Source organism: Agromyces humi, from assembly GCF_009720255.1.
GTDB classification, from domain to species: Bacteria; Actinomycetota; Actinomycetes; order Actinomycetales; family Microbacteriaceae; genus Agromyces; species Agromyces humi.
Genome location: NZ_WJSP02000008.1, coordinates 23,398 through 39,065, shown reverse-complemented (window position 1 = coordinate 39,065; position 15,668 = coordinate 23,398). Strand labels below are relative to the sequence as shown.

The 15,668-nt window shown below is 66.6% G+C and carries 15 protein-coding genes; 6 read left to right on the top strand and 9 right to left on the bottom strand.

Annotated features, from left to right (window positions below; translation table 11 throughout):
- On the top strand, positions 1–926 hold a 926-nt coding region (locus GH736_RS02090; RefSeq protein WP_203230626.1), incomplete at its 5' end, for a matrixin family metalloprotease.
- Positions 927–1,163: 237 nt separating this feature from the next.
- On the opposite strand, the gene GH736_RS02085 is transcribed toward GH736_RS02090, so the two are convergent.
- From GH736_RS02085 to GH736_RS02075, 3 genes are all read right to left on the bottom strand, one after another.
- Positions 1,164–1,964 (bottom strand): metal-dependent hydrolase, encoded by an 801-nt coding sequence (locus tag GH736_RS02085; RefSeq protein WP_159599798.1) that lies wholly within the window; start codon positions 1,962–1,964, stop codon positions 1,164–1,166.
- A 47-nt stretch (positions 1,965–2,011) separates the two neighbouring features.
- Complete coding sequence (locus tag GH736_RS02080) at positions 2,012–2,647, bottom strand: hypothetical protein (protein ID WP_159599796.1); 636 nt, start codon at positions 2,645–2,647, stop codon at positions 2,012–2,014.
- 194 nt (positions 2,648–2,841) lie between these two features.
- Positions 2,842–3,483 (bottom strand): hypothetical protein, encoded by a 642-nt coding sequence (locus tag GH736_RS02075; protein ID WP_159599794.1) that lies wholly within the window; start codon positions 3,481–3,483, stop codon positions 2,842–2,844.
- A 72-nt stretch (positions 3,484–3,555) separates the two neighbouring features.
- Here GH736_RS02075 and GH736_RS02070 point away from each other — a divergent pair, with 72 nt between their 5' ends.
- The gene (locus tag GH736_RS02070) at positions 3,556–3,942 is read left to right on the top strand and encodes a hypothetical protein (protein WP_159599792.1); all 387 of its coding nucleotides are present in this window, start codon (positions 3,556–3,558) and stop codon (positions 3,940–3,942) included.
- A gap of 50 nt (positions 3,943–3,992) precedes the next feature.
- On the opposite strand, the gene GH736_RS02065 is transcribed toward GH736_RS02070, so the two are convergent.
- From GH736_RS02065 to GH736_RS02050, 4 genes are read right to left on the bottom strand one after another with little or no spacing between them, the layout of a single operon-like run.
- Positions 3,993–4,811, bottom strand: a complete 819-nt coding sequence (locus GH736_RS02065; RefSeq protein ID WP_159599790.1) for a hypothetical protein — start codon at positions 4,809–4,811, stop codon at positions 3,993–3,995.
- Positions 4,812–4,843: 32 nt separating this feature from the next.
- The gene (locus GH736_RS02060) at positions 4,844–6,019 is read right to left on the bottom strand and encodes a DUF7007 domain-containing protein (RefSeq protein WP_159599788.1); all 1,176 of its coding nucleotides are present in this window, start codon (positions 6,017–6,019) and stop codon (positions 4,844–4,846) included.
- 19 nt (positions 6,020–6,038) lie between these two features.
- Entirely contained in the window at positions 6,039–7,373 is a 1,335-nt protein-coding gene (locus GH736_RS02055) for a hypothetical protein (protein ID WP_159599786.1), read from the bottom strand.
- Positions 7,339–8,187 carry a hypothetical protein gene (locus GH736_RS02050; RefSeq protein ID WP_159599784.1) on the bottom strand — a complete coding sequence of 283 codons (849 nt, stop codon included), beginning with the start codon at positions 8,185–8,187 and terminating at the stop codon, positions 7,339–7,341. The genes GH736_RS02055 and GH736_RS02050 overlap by 35 nt, the downstream gene beginning before the upstream one ends.
- A 72-nt stretch (positions 8,188–8,259) precedes the next feature.
- Between GH736_RS02050 and GH736_RS02045 the strand changes: the two genes are divergently transcribed.
- Positions 8,260–8,658, top strand: a complete 399-nt coding sequence (locus GH736_RS02045; protein ID WP_159599782.1) for a hypothetical protein — start codon at positions 8,260–8,262, stop codon at positions 8,656–8,658.
- A gap of 121 nt (positions 8,659–8,779) precedes the next feature.
- The gene (locus GH736_RS02040) at positions 8,780–9,268 is read left to right on the top strand and encodes a hypothetical protein (protein ID WP_159599780.1); all 489 of its coding nucleotides are present in this window, start codon (positions 8,780–8,782) and stop codon (positions 9,266–9,268) included.
- On the opposite strand, the gene GH736_RS02035 is transcribed toward GH736_RS02040, so the two are convergent.
- Both GH736_RS02035 and GH736_RS02030 read right to left on the bottom strand, forming a co-directional pair.
- A complete protein-coding gene (locus tag GH736_RS02035; RefSeq protein ID WP_159599778.1) occupies positions 9,265–9,876 on the bottom strand; it encodes a hypothetical protein in 612 nt (203 codons plus the stop codon). The two genes, GH736_RS02040 and GH736_RS02035, sit on opposite strands and share 4 nt — an antisense overlap.
- On the bottom strand, positions 9,873–12,191 hold the full coding sequence (locus tag GH736_RS02030; RefSeq protein ID WP_159599776.1) for an ATP-dependent DNA helicase: 2,319 nt from the start codon (positions 12,189–12,191) through the stop codon (positions 9,873–9,875). Before GH736_RS02030 ends, GH736_RS02035 begins: the two co-directional genes overlap by 4 nt.
- 255 nt (positions 12,192–12,446) lie before the next feature.
- Between GH736_RS02030 and GH736_RS02025 the strand changes: the two genes are divergently transcribed.
- A complete protein-coding gene (locus GH736_RS02025) occupies positions 12,447–12,785 on the top strand; it encodes a DUF4190 domain-containing protein (protein WP_159599774.1) in 339 nt (112 codons plus the stop codon).
- Between the two features lie 42 nt (positions 12,786–12,827).
- On the top strand, positions 12,828–15,647 hold the full coding sequence (gene cas3 / locus GH736_RS02020) for a CRISPR-associated helicase Cas3' (RefSeq protein ID WP_159599773.1): 2,820 nt from the start codon (positions 12,828–12,830) through the stop codon (positions 15,645–15,647).
- Positions 15,648–15,668: the final 21 nt, after the last annotated feature.

Sequence of the window (15,668 nt, the reverse complement as noted above, 5' to 3'; positions counted from 1 at the left end):
CGCAGGCTGGCGTAGCGACGGCAGCGCCGCCACCATGCGGGCCGACCGGCGTCGCACAGGCCAAGGCAGCAGACGTGTCAAAGCTGACCGCCTGCAAAGAAGGTTCAGTCGTCATCAGTGACACGGAAGGGCCTGCCAGCGTTGTGCTTCCAGCGCCCGGATTCGCAGTGGAGTTCTCGGCGATCACTGCCGATGGAACCGCGGGGGTCCCGGACTTCACGGTCTACCGCTCAGCCTCGGGTGAGGTGGCAACGCGGTCAGAGTCGTCCCGGTCGAACGTGGTGCACGGGAAGCCGGCGGTGATCGCAGAGTTCGAAGCACCGGCCGCCAGTGAGAGTGGCATCCTCGCCACCTCCCCCAAGTGCGACAACTACACCTACGCAACGTATGGGCCGCGCTGGCTTGCAACCGTCTCCTGGTACTACAAGACACCTTCGTTCGGTGGGACTGCTTCCGTGTTCAACGCGATGTCCGCGATGGCCAACGGATACGGAGCGTGCGGGTCCAACCTCTCGAACAGCGCAGCCCACTCATATGCGGGAACCACCACCGCGTCGGCGACGATGAGCGGAGGGACATGCCTTGCGGGCAATTACCAGAATGTCGTAGACAGCGGGACTCCGCTCGCAAGCGCGTCCACGCTCGCGCAGACCTGCACCTACATGACGGCGACTGACATCGTTGCCTCGGACATTCGCATCAACACCGCCTACTCCTGGTACACCGGATCGTCGGTGACAGGATGCCCAGCGGGCAACTACGACCTGCAAGGGGTGATGACCCACGAAGCCGGTCATCTGTTCGGTCTAACGCACGTAGCAGGGGCCACCATGCAGGTGATGAAGCCGACGTCAGCGGTCTGCGAAACGGGCATGAGGCTGCTGGGCAACGGGGATCTCGCCGGAATGAAGTACCTCTACCCCTGACGATCATGAGGTGAGTATGACGAAGAGAGCATGGATCGTGCTGGTGGTGGCGGTACTGATCGTCGCCGGCCTGATCGTCATGTACTACCTCGGGCTTCTCGGCAACAGAGCTGTGGCCTGACCTCTATCCCGTCGCGCAGCGTTCAGCGGCAACTGCGTCGATAGGCAATTGGTCTGGCTCCAAAATGGGTACGACCCGGAGACGCCACCTGCGTTTTCGGGTCGTACCCGCTCATTTCATCGGGCCTGCCACACCTCGGTCATGACTGCGGTCAGGTCGATGCCGAACATAGCGACGATCGCGTAGAGAATTCCGTACCCGACGTACGCGCTGATCGGGATGAGGAGCAGCCACTCCCGGATGGATCCTGCGTTCCCGAGGACCGGAAGAGCCCAGTACCCGCCGGACGTCCACATGTTCTTCAGCACGGGGATCTCACGCCACGACTTTGGAGGTTTCGGCACCCAAGGCCAGAACAACGGCAGACCACCGGTGGTGAGGAAGTCGCCGGCGAGGTGGACGCCGTATCCGATGGTGAAGCACAGCGCGAACCAGGACTGCTGCTCGGGCGCGAAGAGGGCGACGAACGCTGCGATCGCGAATCCACCGAGCCACGCCTGCGGCCAGGTCTTCGCGACCTTCAGCGCCTTCATGGCGAACGTCACCGAGGCCGCGGTCATGATCGCCGGGCCGACCGCGACGGGCTGGTGCCACCACGACGGCTGCCACGTGATCCAGCCAAGTCCGACCGCGAGGAACCAGGCGCAGATGACGGCAAGGAGTGCGTGAAGACCGTGGCGGTGGCCGCCGGACGCTTTAGAGATCCCCTCCGTGACAGCCCTGCCGACGAACGGGACCGAATGGGCGATCGTCGCTGACGAGTGGTCTGCGTCTGGGAGCATCGCGGCGCCGGCGCAAAGGAGCGCACCGGTGATCGTGCCGAGCGGGTCGACGTCGTACCAGCCGAAGCCGTGTCCTGTGGCTGTGACCGCGATCCACGCCGCGGCGCCGGTCATCGCGTGGTGTCCGCCCATCATGGTGCCGTGTACCTCCTGGTAGGGAGGTATGCGGCGGACCCTGAGCGCTAGATCGCCAGGGCTGTCCTTCGGAAGTTGCGGGTGTCGCCGAGGACGTTCACGTCGGCTTGGCCGGTGACGTGGAGGAGACCTCGAGCGCCTTCACCGACATGCACGGTTGCGGCCGCGCCGTCGTCGACGGTGACGGATGCTGCCCGGCCTGGTTCGATGATCACGGTGACGTCGGACTGGCAGGCCACGGTCACTTTCACGGGGGTCCGTGAGTCGATGCGTGTGACAACGTAGCCGGAGGTGACGCGGAGCCAGCCGCTGCCTGTGGCGACGTTGACGATGAGGGGTCGCCCGTCTGCAGGGCCGGCGAGTTCCACGTCGAAGGTCCGCTCGAGCTGGTGGCAGAGGTGCAGAAGCGGGATCTGTCCGGCAGGTGCGAGGTCCACCGCGGCGGCCGCGGTTTCAAGGTCAGCGTGGGTGCGCGGCTCGATGATCGCGGGGACGTTGCCGAACAGGAGCTCGTCGAGGTCGGGCAGGTTCCCGCCTGGGGCGAGGCTGATGTCTGGGGAGGTGTGAGTGGCTTCGATGAAGCGGCCGTCTCCCCCGCGTTCGGAGTGTCTCTGGAGCGCTTGGATGAGTGCCAGGTGACGTTCGTCCCCGGCTCGGCTGCGCGCAGCGCCGCCTGCTGTCATCTTTCGGCCCCAATCCGATCGATCTCGATGCGTTTCCGCCTCGGGCTCTTATGTGTGTGCGGCCCTGAGAGTTCCCTGAGCGCGCCGGACCTATTGTTACCGACGTCGCTGTGCGTTTGAGAAAAAGTCCTCAGAATCAGGCCGAGCGTCCCCCGTTTGGGGGACGCTCTACCCATGCGCGGGACCACGACCGGTCAGTACCGCGACGACGGATGCTTCCGGGCGCCGATGTGCTCTTCCCAGGCGATCTTCGCCGCTTCGTATGTCTCTGCGCCCGCGGCGCTGTCCAGGGCGTACTTCAGCTCGCCCTTCTTGGCGAGATACGCGTCGGCTGCGTCGAAGATCTTCCCCATCCGGAACTCCGCTGCCGTGCGGTTCGGCTGTGACTTCGTCTTCTTGATCGTCTTCTCGATCCAGGTCGTGCGGAGCTCTGCCTGGTCGATGCCGCGCTTGTGTGCGAGGCCGGCGAGGACTTCTCCGACGACACGGGCGTACTCGTGGTCGCCTGCGACTCCGTCCCAGTAGATGGCGTTCTCGAGCTTGCCGATCGCTTCGCTTTCGGCGGTCCGTTCGTTCTTGAACGGGCGGCGGTAGCTGTCGTAGATCGGTTCCCCGTCAGGAGTGTTGATTGCTGCGGCGGCCTGCTTCGCTTCACGCTCCGCTTTCGCCTTGGCGCGCGCGTCCTTCTCTGCTTCACGCTTCTCGCGGTCCGCGCGGCCTTCCGGCGTTTCCAGCTGGTTCGGCCGTGGGTTGCGGCGGTCGACTACGGGGGCCGACGGAAAGCACGAAGAACAAGCCAAGTCACCCGCCAGTTCGACGATCTCCTCCTCGTTCATCCCGGACTGTTCGGTCAGCCATCCGAAGCGGGTGGTCGGGAAGCAGGTTGAGCAGGACATGCTTGAGTGGACGTGGCCGCCGAGGTTCTGGACGAGGAAGAACCGGGACCATCCGCCTCGGGCGTCGAACTCAGCGTCGATCGGTGCGATCTTCGCGTCGAGGTCTGCGATCTCCTTGCGGTATCGGGCTACCTCTTCGGTGGTGCTTCGGAGGTTCCATTCGTTCAGCTTGTGGCGAGCCATCCGGGCGTTGCCGTCGTTCTCGGCTCGGTACTTCATCTCCGCTTCGTGGTTCCGGAGGGCCTCGGCGGGCCGTTCGAGGTACGCGTACAGGCGGGCCCGGTCGTTGAAGAGTTTCGCGAGGACTTCGTCGATCTCGGACGGGGTCTTGTCGGCGTACTCGTTCACCGTGAGGGTGACTCCCGCTTCCGTGTGCGTGTGCTCGGAGAACTCACCTGAGGAGCGGTGCGCGCCCTGGCGGGCTCCGCCGCGGACGTACGCGCCGGCGCTCACAGGGCACCGTCGATGATCTCGTCGAGGGCCTTGGTGATGCCTTCGGTGTACTGGTCGTTGATCTGCTCGTTGGCGTTCTCTTCGAGGGTGTTCCAGGCGGCCGTACCAGTGATCGCGCGGAGGAGTTCGTCCTTGCCGCCGGCGGCCTGCTCAGCCTTGGCGACCGACTCAGCCTTGATCCCGTACCAGGCGGGATCCTCGTAGAGGCGGTAGTCGAGGTCGCTGATGCTGGCGAACGAGGCGATCTGTCCGGCCTCGTAGGAGACATCCGAGTGCAGCCGGGAGAGTTCTGCTGCCGAGATGGTCGTGAGGTTCAGCGACTCGCCCGGGCTCCACCGCTTCCCGAGGTCTCCGGTGAGGTCGAGGGAGTAGGTGTTCCCGTCGGGGTGGTCGCCTTCGTCGAACACGGTGACGAGGTCCTGGTTGTCGATGCGGCGTGCGAGGGCGAGCAGCGCCCAGGCGTCCTGGCCGTAGTCCGTCTCGCCGTCGACGATTGAGTTGCCGTCGGCGTCTTCGATCGCGAAGAGCTGCAGCTGGCCGTCGGTGCTGTCGTACCACTCGACGAACGTGACACGTTCGGCGTTCGGGAAGTTCCTGCGGGCCGTTGCGACGATCACCTGCTTCACGGCGATCGCCTGCGCGGTGCGTGCGCTGTCGAGGATCGACTGGGCGCCGCGGAGCGCATCGTTGAGCTGGGCGAACTCGTCGTCGCTCACCGCGGGTGCTGGCAGCTTCACGGCTGCTGCGGTGGGGATGTGGCCGGCGAACTTGCCGTCGCGGTCATGGATGTTGCCCTGGATGTCTGTCGTGGTCATGCACGGTACGTGTGCGGCCAGAACAGCACGATCTACCCCTCGGCGGGCTTCTTGCTCAGCTGTGCGACGCGGTCGGCGGCGTGGGTTGCCTTCTCCTTCGCCTTCAGAAGTTGCTGCTGGTGCCTGAAGAACGCGTCGCTGCCGATCGTGTACCGCTGCGTGCTGAGCTTCTCGTACGCGTCGGCGGCTTGGGTCTGTTCCTGCAATGCGATGAGGTACGGGGACCGGTCGTCGGGTGCTTCGAGCGCATCCCAAGTCGCCTTCGACACCTGGTACGAGTGCCCCCAGGACTCCTCGACATGATCCTTGAACGACACCGTGTACGTGCGGCGGCCGCCCTGGAAGTACGAGCTCTTCGCGGTGACGCCTTGCTCCTCGAGCAACTCCCTGAACGAGCTGACCTTGCCGTCAGGGGTTCGCCACAGCTTGTCGAGATCCTTCTTGATCTGCGCCTGCGCGGCCGGTGTCTTCCCCGGCTGGATCCCCCGGTACTTCGGTGCCGGCGTCAGTACCTTGTCGGGGAGCGGTTCGAGCTCTTCGTGTCGTGCTGGGTCGATTACGATGCGGCGGTTCTGTCCAGGCTCACCCAGCCGGCGTTCGGTGCGGTGCTCGTCGATCGGCACTCGGAAGCGTCGGTTCGTGTCCTGCCCGCGGTGGCGGACGCCGACGATGACGTAGCCGGGTCGGTCGGGGTCGCCTTGGACGCCGTGGGAGACAAGGTCGTCGAAGTGCGCCTCGGTCCAGCGCTGCTCGTCGCGGAGGTGGGATTCACCGACGAGGAGCTCCCGGCCGGTCGCGGCTTCGTACTCGTTCGGGAACCAGTCCTTCACGGACTGCTCCGCGGCGGCCTGATCGACGGCTGGGAACGCGTCCGGGTGGAACATCTGCACGATGCTCGATTCTGCATCCTCCTCGTACCACGAGCGGCGCAGCGGGGCCGGGATTGCGGCGTTCCGTTCCTTCGACAGCTTGTAGGAGCCGTGGCTGGGGGTGCCGGCGAACACGATGCCGTCGGCGACGTGTTCGATGTGGTCTGCTGCCCCGTACGGTGTGCGCGACCCGATGCTGAGGTCGACGCTCCCCCAGAAGTCGGCGACCAGACCGCCGAAGTCAGCGCTGGTCTGCCCCTTGGTTGCGAAAGTGCCAGAGAGGTCGCCGTTCCCGGCGACCACACGGTTGACGTTGGATTCGTCGAATCGTTTGCTCATGCCGGGATAGGTGTGCGGCCTAGGCCGCGGTCGGCTCCAGCCGGACGTTCTTCACGACCGTCTGGTACTCGTCGCGGTACACCTCGTTGTCCTTGACGATGGCGGCCTTGATACGGATGCTCTGCCCGGTTGCGAGGCCTTCGTCAGCCTTGCCGCCACCCCACCACTTGATCAGGTGGCCGTCCGGGGTGCGGAGGGTCAGCACCCGCTTGGTGACATCCCTCCGCTTGTACGGGTCGTACACCTCGACGGAGATGACCTTCTCGACGGTCGCGTCGACACCCTCGAGCTTCGTGTCCTTCGGAGCGATGAACGACTTGAGCGCGGGAGGGGCCTGCTCCTGCACCTTCTTCTCCACAGCTGCCTGCTGTGCTCGGTGGTACGCGGACACGACTGACACCGCGAGCCCGAAGTGCTGCTTGCGGACGTAGTTCTCTTCCCGCTTGCCGGAGAAGATCGACTTGAGGTTGCCCTCGTACGTTCCGGGTTCACCGTCGAGCTTCTTCGCCCAGGCGACGATCGACCGTGCGAGCCGGCGGCGCTTGGCGGAGTCGCCAGCGGCGAGGAGGGTGGTGAAGTTCAAGGCCACGGCATCGCCGGTCGATCGCTGCTCAAAGGTCGCGCGGTCGCGGCTGATGTACTCAGCGCCGTCGTTCGTCTGTGCGAGCGCGGCGATGAGCAGCTCGTCGACGTCCCACACTTGCGCGCCCGGGTTCACGGTGTGGTCGGACTGGTACTTGACGTCGTCGAGTTCGAGGTCGGACTCCAACGTCCAGAGACCGACCGGGGACATGCCAAGGAACGCCTTCAGGCAACTCTTCCCGACCTGCATCGTCCCCTTCTCGGGATGGTTGATCGTGTACACCCGGTCACGGGCCCTAGTGGAGCCGCAGTGGTCGCAGTGGTTGTCCTCGGGGATCTCGGAGGTGGCGTCACCGGCGAGGTGGGAGACGACCTCCCCGGTTGGGGTGAAGTCGTGGGCGCCGGTGAACGACCACCCTTCGAACTTGATGGACGGGCGGTTCAGGGTGAACCGGGCCATCTCCTGGGTGATGCCGTAGTTCGTGCGAACGAAGTACTCGGTCTCGTACGTGAACCGTTCCTCGATGCCGAGCTTCTCGAGCTTGGCGTTCGCCTGCTCGACCTTCGCGACCGCCGCGGGAACGCTGGTGGCCTGGAACTCCCACTGCGGGATCGGCGGAGCCCAGTCCCACTCCGGCTCCTCGTACGCTTCGAGGATGACCCCGCCGAGATCGCGAGGGTCTGACCGCTTGTTCATGTCGATGAACTTCCCGGTCGCTGGGTGTCGTGCGTGCTCGTCAGCGTCCCACTGGGTGGGCTGGATCGTACTCATACACCTGTGTGTGTGCGGCCGGCAGCTGGGTGACCTGGCCCGCGGCTCGTCTCTGGACGTATTCGGTCGAGTTCCACGCCCGAAGGTGCGCTGCTGCCTTCCTCGCGGCCTGCGAGTGACGGAACGCAGCCTGCCGGGCCTGCTCGATTCGGTCGTCCAACGGCGGGAGGGTGACGCCGGCCCGGTCGGCGTCGAAGTGGCGGTCGTGCTCCCGGATGAACGCGTCAGTGAACGGCTCGGACGCGGATGTCAGGTCGGTGAAGGCTGCCTGGGCGGCTGCGGCTTTGGCTGCGATGAGTGCCGCCTCGGCGGTCAGATAATGCCCATACGCGGCGTTCTCCTCTGCGACCCGCGCGTAGCGGTCAGCCGGTTCGACCCGTGCCCGTCGCCGTGATCTCTGCTCTGCGAGCTTCTGCCACTTCCGGTGTGCCCGGTCGCGAGCGTGGGTCGCAGGTGACAGCGGGTCGGTGGTGTCCGGAACGGTGGTTGCGGCCGCCACGACGGCGGGAACGTCAACGGTGCGGCCCTCGGCGTTGTGGAATCGCCAGCGAAGCTCTCGCGGTGCGCCGCGGCGCACCCAGACGAGATCCTCGGACACAGCTTCCGGCGCGAACGCCCGGTAGGTCTCAGCGAACGTCGACCCGGTGTTCGGGTCGACGGAGTCCAGATGCGCCTGCAGCTTCGCGCGGTCCCGGACGGAGATCCGCGTGACATCGAACAGCGCCGGCTCGGCCGGCGCGACAAGCACCACGTCGGCGGCGGATGGCGCGTACGCCTTCCACTGGCCTGTGCGGTTCCTCGGCTGCTCGAGCACGAGGGTGTTCGTGTGCGGCGGCGCCGGGCACAACATTCACCGCCAAGGCGGCGGCGCCGATACGGTGATCGCATGCATTCCACTTCGTGGCCCGCCGAAGGCCGGCTCCCCCGATCTGCAGCTGCGGCGACCGTGATCATTGCATCGATCTTCACGCTCACCGGCTGCGCCCAGCTGCTGAACCCATCGGCTGATCAGGACACGGCGGCCTGCAAGCGGTTGGTGGCGGTGTACGCGGACATGGACGTCGCCGTCGACAACGGGGACACAGCCCTTGTCGCTGCCACGCTGCAGGAATTGCAGGACATCGGAGTTGACACAGCAACTGACTTTGGGAGCGACGTCACTGAGCTGTATGCCGGCAATCGCAAGATCCTCGCGGGCGATACGAGCAACGTCAGCGAGGAGCTCGGCGACTCAATACGAGCGCGGTGTGCAGAGCTCGGCGTGGGCCTCCCCACCGTGGGCTGAGAGACTCGAACCGCGTCGGAATCGATCTCCACCGGGCCCGATCGTCTGCGAAGATTCGTGCGTGTCTTCTCTTCAGCGACTCGTGGAGCGCCAACTCGCTCCCGTCCAGATCGACATCAGCGTGACCGACACCCGTGTGAACCGCGAGCCGCAGCCGGCGAAGCGTGGCCTGCTCGTGACCGCCCCCGACGTCGACTACACCGCGCAGTGGTTCCGGGTTGGCAGAGGTTGGGTGCAACGCGACTGGTTCGTCTCCAGCGGAGACCTCGCCGACCTCGGCGACGAACTGAAGCGGATCCACACCCTGAAGGCGCTCGCCTGGGATCAGACCCCGAAGGACACGCTTGCCATCGCGATAGCAGCGGACATCCACCGGTTGACGTTCGACCGGTACGACGAATCAGGGACCGTCGACAAGGAAACAGCCGGCCGGGCCCTGAAGGCGCTGACTGAATACCTTCGAGGGGTTGCCGCGGGTGACATCGCTGGCCCGAAGCGAGCCAGAGGCTACGCGGCTGCGCTGGTCGTCGCTCGCGGCACGGGAAAGGGCACCTACCTCCCGCTCTGGATGAGACCGATGCCCCCGCGCCCCGTTTCCGCCGGCGGTTAGTACCCGCCTCGGGCGATCGCCCAGATCTCCGACACGATCGACCCGGATCGGATGGCTGAGATCAGCCGTTCACGCTTCGACCCGGGCATCCATGCCGCTTCCACAGCGTCGGAGACGCGGAACGTGGTGGCCGTGCCGTCGTCCTCAGCGGTGAACCCGTCGACGCCGATGATGAGCACCGTCCGCATCCACGATCCGGTGCGGTGCAGGGTGGCGCCGTACCGGTCGGTGAGGGCATCGTTGATCTGGTCCCAGTGGGCGTCGAGGACGTGCGCGAACGCATGGTCGAAGCCGAGGGCGTCGAGGGGGCGCAGCTGAGCTTTCACGGTGAGGCGGCCGCCGAGACGTGTGATGCGAAGGCCGGCGACGAGCCCCTGCGGGTCGGACACCTGATCAATCCGGAGCGTCCCGCCGTCCGACACGTTGACCCGGAAGTCGCTGCCGATCCGGTGGACCGTGGCGAGGAACGGGTCGTCGCTCCACACACCGGTGTCGGCGCCGAACTTCACCGGCGTGCCGGGGTCGTCCGTCTCGGACGCGTGGATGATCGCTTCCCACACGCTGGTGTCGAGGCTGCGGCGGCTCTCGGCCGCGAACGGGCCGGTCACGCGGCGGCCAGCGCGTGGCGGCGCGACCGGAGGTACTCGACGGCGACGGCGGTGTCCGTCGTCCGGTTCCCGAAGACGTCGATGGTGTCCATCATCAGCTTCCTGCTGCTCTCCTCGTACGTGAAGGGGTGGTTCTTCAGGAGCCGGGGGTCGAGCATCGCGAAGACACCGCGGTCACCGGCGGAGCGCACGAGGCGACCTCGCGCCTGCTCGAGCTTCTCGCAGGCGTCGGAGACGTAGACCATGCGCTTGGAGGCGAACTCCGCGTTCTTCCCGTTGCCGTCGAGGCGCTCGGCGATCAGCGCGGCGCGGGCGTCGTCGACCGGGTTCCCCGCAGCGCGCGGCGACCGGTCCAGGATCACCAGCGAGCACGTCTCCCCCGGCGCGTCCGTTCCGGTCATCAGGCCTTGGGTGCCGACGAGGACGCTGGACAGGTCCTCCTTCCACTTCGCGATCACCAGACGGGGCGAGGACGCATCCCACTGGGTGTACACGTTGTAGCGGCCGGCGGCGTGCTTGGCGAGCTCCTTCGCGTACTCCTTCGCACCGTCGCCGGTGGCGGAGAGGACGAGTGCGTGCCCGCCGTTCGCGTCGATCAGCTCCTTCATCTTCCCGAGCGCCCACGCGTGATGCTTCGTCGTGGAGAACCGGCGGCGGCCGCCGTGCACGTTCGGGAGGGTGAGCGCTTCGATGTCCGCTGCGGACTTCGCGTCGGGGATGAGCAGCATCGACTCTTCGTACGCCTCTTTGAACGGGAGCTCGTACTCGACGGTCTGCCGTGCGGACAGGCCTACCTCGTTGATGAAGTTCTTCGGGAGTGTCCCCGAAATGCAGGCCACCGACGGGGAGATGTCGAGCTCGTCGCCGGTCTCCTCGTCTTCGATCTTCTGCGTCCACAGGTTGCCTTTCAGCATCCCGCCGACCTCCACCTGCGCGGCCTGGACCGTGTGCCACGGCTTCATCCGGCGACGACCCGGCGCGACCGCCTGCAGCGGCGGTGCCTGCAGCCACCGGGCCTGCCCGCTGCGGTCCTTCCGTACGTTGTTCACATCGGCGATCAGCTTGTCGATCGCGGACTGTGCCTTCTTCCCTGCGATGACCTGCTTCATTTGGCCTGCGCGGATCGCCGCGGCGAGAGGTTCGCGGATCAGCCGGGATCCGACTCTCGCCCATGCGACGACCGGGTCGCCGGTCTCCTCGAGCGGATCGTCTTCAGGGTTCAACCGGCCGATCTCACCGTTCGAGGTGTCGGCGAACACGCGGTGGATCTCCGCTTCGACGAGGTCGGCGATCATGTGGCCGTCTTCAGCCCAGTTCGACACCTTGTTGGAGCGTTCGTCCGCGATCGCGCGGACGAGGCGGATCACCTGGTTCAGGCGGCGGCCGGAGATGGACGCCTCACCCTGGGCGCGTACGACCTTCGGAAGTTCGTGGGCTTCATCGACGATGAGGTGGTCGAACCGGCCGAGGACCTGGTTGCCGAGGACCACGGGTGCCCCGACGGTGGCCTGCACGGCGAGGAGTGAGTGGTTGGTCACGACGACGTCCGCCTCTGCGGCACGGTTCCGGGCGCGGTCGGAGCGGCAGACGTCAGCGAACGGGCATTCACCCAACCCGATGCACTCTTCCGGGCTGACGGACACCTGGCTCCATGAGTTCTCGGACACCGCGCCGTCGTACGTGTCCTTGTCGCCTGACTGGTCATCGCCGAGGCATTGGGAGAGCGCCCAGATCGCGAGGGGCTTCACTTCGGCGAGGTCGAGCTCGGCGCCTTCGATGTTGACGGCGCCGGTGTCGGGGAGGCTCTGCAGCTTCTGCATGAGCGGCGCGAGCGATTCAGGTCCGGCGAAGCTGCCGGTGTCCTCTCCGAGCAGCGCCATCCCGAACTCGTACGCCCGGTTCATGCAGGCGTAGTTGCCCCACCCTTTCAGCACCGCGGTGGTGAACCCACCGCCGAGGACCCGCTGGGCGGCGAGGGAGACGACCGGGGCGTCCTTGTCGACGATCTGCGCCTGCAGGGACAGGGACTTGGTCGAGTAGAGGGTCCGCTCCTGGTACTTCACCGCACGGACCGCGGCGTTCGAGAGGGACGCGAAGGACTTGCCGATTCCGACGCCGGCGAGCCCGGACACGTGTCCGCGGCCGGAGCCGACCGCGTCGGTGTTCAGCACCGGCTGCATCGCCTTGGCGATGTCGCGGGCAAGGCCGAGCTGCCCAGGTCGGGGTTTCGCGTCGGCGCTGCCGACACCGATCTCAACGGCGGCGGCCAGGACGGTCTCGACGAGGTCTTCGTTGCCGGATTGGGATTCAGTCACGAGGGCTACATGCGCGGGTTAGCTGGGTGTTCGCCGCATGCCAACCATCTGAAGGCTGTACGCCTCACAACCGCTGGAGGTGGCATGCCGAGCCCTTGGGACAACCCGTACGTTCCCGGTGTCTCCGCCCCTGCCCGTGAGTCCACCGCCCGGGTGGAAGACGCACGACCCGACCAGCAGCTCGGTCTCCAGCAGTTCCTTCCCCCGCAACCAGCGCAGCCCGTCCACGTCCCGCAGCAACCGATGCTGAGGCTCGTGCCGAAACCCGCACAGACCGCCGTCGCGATCCCAGAACCGGACGAGAACCCGATCGCGCAACTGCACTTCACCGACCTCGACGACGGCGGAGGGGCCCAGATCTCCGGCTTCGCCATCACCTCGTTCGTCGCCGCGTTCTTCGTCCCGGTCGTCGCCGTAGTGTTCGGACACCTCGCGATCCGCCAGACCAGGTCAGGCCGGTTCAGCGGCCGCCGCATGGCCGTCGCCGGTGTCATCCTCGGATGGTTCGGGATCATCTGGGTCGGTCTGCTGATCGCCGCGATCGCCCTCGGGCTGATGGTCGTCACTGCCGGCGGGAAGATCATCATCGGCTGACCGGTCTCCAGCCGGTTCCTGCGCGCCCGCACAGGAGCGGGTATGGGCCCCAACCTGCGTTCCACCGCGCGCACCACCGTCGACCCGTCCCTCTGGGGGAAGCTCGGCGGACCCGGATACGCGCCGTACCCGCTGATCCAGCACAGCCTCGACACCGCCGCGGCCGCCACCGCCGTCTGGGACCGTTGGCTCCGGTCAGGTCTTCGTGACCTGCTCACCGCCGCCCTCTCCCCCGGCGACCCTGGGAAAGCTCGCGCGATGTACGCCGCCCTCGCAGGCGTCCACGACGTCGGAAAGATCAACGCCGTTTTCCAAGGCCAGTTCGGATCCGAAGACACCGAATGGTTCCGTGACGACTTCATCCCCGGCCACCTCGCCGACCTCGGCGCCCGCGGATACGACATCAGCCAGCCGCGATGCGGCTCCGGGCTCGGCCCGCTCGACCTCGACCCCCGCAACGGTGAGCTCTCCGGCGCCGCGGCCGCCGCCCGGCGGCATGAAGCGGTCACCCTGTACGTCGTGGCCGGTGTCTGGCCGGGCAAGCTGACCACCGTCGCCGACAACTGGGCCGCAGCCGTGCTCGGCGCCCACCACGGCAGGTACCACCCGCATGACCTCGGTCTCGACCGCGACCAGGTGAAAGCCGGGTTCGGGATCGACAGGATCCTCGGGCAGCTCACGGGCGGCCGATGGGGTGAGCAGCAGCAGGCGCACATCGGGGCGGTGCTCGAGGCGACCGGCGTGACGATCGCCGACCTCCGCTCCCCGCTGAACGCCCACCACACCGAAGCGGTGATCCTGCTCTCCGGTCTCGTTTCGATCGCCGACTGGATCGCATCGACGTCATCCACCCTCGCCGCCGGCCGCCGCCACCGGATCGATGCAGCATCGGACCCGGTCGGGTGGTTCAACGCCCGGGCCGTACGGATGCCGGGCATCCTGCAGGACACCCTCGGCGTGTACAACCGCATCGACGACGCCGTCGCCGACGTCATGGGCGAACATGTCGAGCACCTCAGCGACCTGCAGAAGCAAGCGCTGAACGTCGGCCGGGGGCTCTGGGTCGCTGCCGTCCCGGCCGGTGACGGGAAGACCGAGGCGGCGCTGCTTCGCCACTCCACCGACCCTGACGAAGGGATGCTGTTCGCCCTCCCGACCCGCGCGACCACCGACGCGATGTGGGACCGGATCCAGAAGACGTACCGGAACACACCGAACTACGCCGCGATCCTGCACGGGAACGCGATGCTGAACTCGTTCTACGCAGCTCGCGGCGAAGAGGCGCGGATCGACACCGACGGGTGTGGCGGCCACGAGCACGACGGGCCAGGACTCACACCGAACGACTGGCTGTCTGGCCCTGCAACGGCGCTCCTCGCGCCGCTGTCAGTGTCCACCTGCGACCAAGTCCTCCTGGGCGCGCTCGCGCAGCGCCGGTCGTTCATGCGGCTCACCGCGATCGCGAACCGCCATGTCATCCTCGACGAAGTCCACACGTACGACACGTACCAGTCGACTCTGCTCGAGGAGATGCTCCACTGGTGCGGCAGGACCGACACCCGCGTCACACTCCTTTCCGCATCCCTGCCAGAGTTCCGCCTGAAGCGATACGCGGGCGCGTACGCCGGCGCCGAGCCTGCCGAAGCGATCTACCCGGGAGTCACCGCCGTGCATGAGGGCGCGGCGACCCAGTCGGCGGTCTCCTCGAGGCGGGAGTACGACCTGAACTTCCGGATACATGAGGTGCGGGGGCAGGCGCTCGTCGCGGAGCATGTCCGGCTTGCAGCGGCCGCCCACCGGAAGAACCCGAACGCGAAGATCGCGGTGGTCGTCAACCAGGTCGACCGCGCGATCCAGATCGGCAAGGAACTCGCCCGGCAAGTTGACGACGTCGTCGTCTTCCACTCCCGCATGACCGCCGGGCACCGCATGGAGATCTCCGAGCAGGTCCTCGAAGCGGCCGGGAAGGACGCCGGCGACGGCGGCATCGTCGTTGTTGGCACACAGGTGATCGAAGCATCACTCGACGTCGACTTCGACGTGATGATCACCGACCTCGCCCCAGCCCCGTCTCTCATCCAGCGAGCCGGGCGTCTCTGGCGGCACTCCACGCCAACCTCCGACGGGTGGGTGCACCGGCGCACCCGATTCGGGGTCGGTCCGGTGCTCGACATCATCGCCGCGCTCGACGACGCCTACGAGGACACGCTCTCTCCCGTCGCCCGCTACCCGTACCTCATGGCCGAGCTCAAACGCACGAAGGCTGCGCTCGAGCAGATGAAGAGCCCGATCGCGATCCCCGGCGACGTGCAGCGTCTCGTCGACGCTGCATCGATCACCGCGGAGGAGGTCGAGTACGAGACGAACGTTTCCGCCACTGACCGGCACGACGAATACTTCGCTGACCTTCGCCGAGCCCGGAAAGCCGGGAACGTCACCATCCCGTTCCGCGGGGCCGGCAGCCGACCTGGCGTCCTCGACCGAGGCGTGACGTTCCAGCAGCTGTCGAAGCTCACCACCCGTCACGACCTCGACGAAGCTGCAACCAGGTTCATCGACCAGGACCAGGAGACGTTCCTTCTGATCGACCCGACCGGTCAGTCCTCATACGCGTGGCGGGGAACCGTTGCCGAGGCTGCAGAGGCGACAGGCGAGACCGCGCGCGAGATGCTGAAGTCGACACTGACGATGACCCTGAAGAAGAGGGAGAGGATGCCTCTGCTCCGGGAGGCCATTGTGGACGGGGCCCGCTGGGAGCCGAAGTCTGCGGCGTTCAAGAACGTCCACGTCGTCGAGCTCACGAAGCCGTACGGGTACGACTCGTTGCTCGGGCTGACCGGCGGGGCGTGGGCTGGAGACTGACGAAGTAATTCAGAGCGGCTA

Excerpts from the sequence above, each read along its gene's own strand:
- GH736_RS02045 (WP_159599782.1), top strand. The coding sequence starts at position 8,260 with ATGCATTCCACTTCGTGGCCCGCCGAAGGCCGGCTCCCCCGATCTGCA.
- GH736_RS02060 (WP_159599788.1), bottom strand. The coding sequence starts at position 6,019 with ATGAGCAAACGATTCGACGAATCCAACGTCAACCGTGTGGTCGCCGGG.
- GH736_RS02065 (WP_159599790.1), bottom strand. The coding sequence starts at position 4,811 with ATGACCACGACAGACATCCAGGGCAACATCCATGACCGCGACGGCAAG.
- GH736_RS02080 (WP_159599796.1), bottom strand. The coding sequence starts at position 2,647 with ATGACAGCAGGCGGCGCTGCGCGCAGCCGAGCCGGGGACGAACGTCAC.
- GH736_RS02055 (WP_159599786.1), bottom strand. The coding sequence starts at position 7,373 with ATGAGTACGATCCAGCCCACCCAGTGGGACGCTGACGAGCACGCACGA.
- GH736_RS02085 (WP_159599798.1), bottom strand. The coding sequence starts at position 1,964 with ATGATGGGCGGACACCACGCGATGACCGGCGCCGCGGCGTGGATCGCG.
- cas3 (WP_159599773.1), top strand. The coding sequence starts at position 12,828 with ATGGGCCCCAACCTGCGTTCCACCGCGCGCACCACCGTCGACCCGTCC.
- GH736_RS02075 (WP_159599794.1), bottom strand. The coding sequence starts at position 3,483 with ATGAACGAGGAGGAGATCGTCGAACTGGCGGGTGACTTGGCTTGTTCT.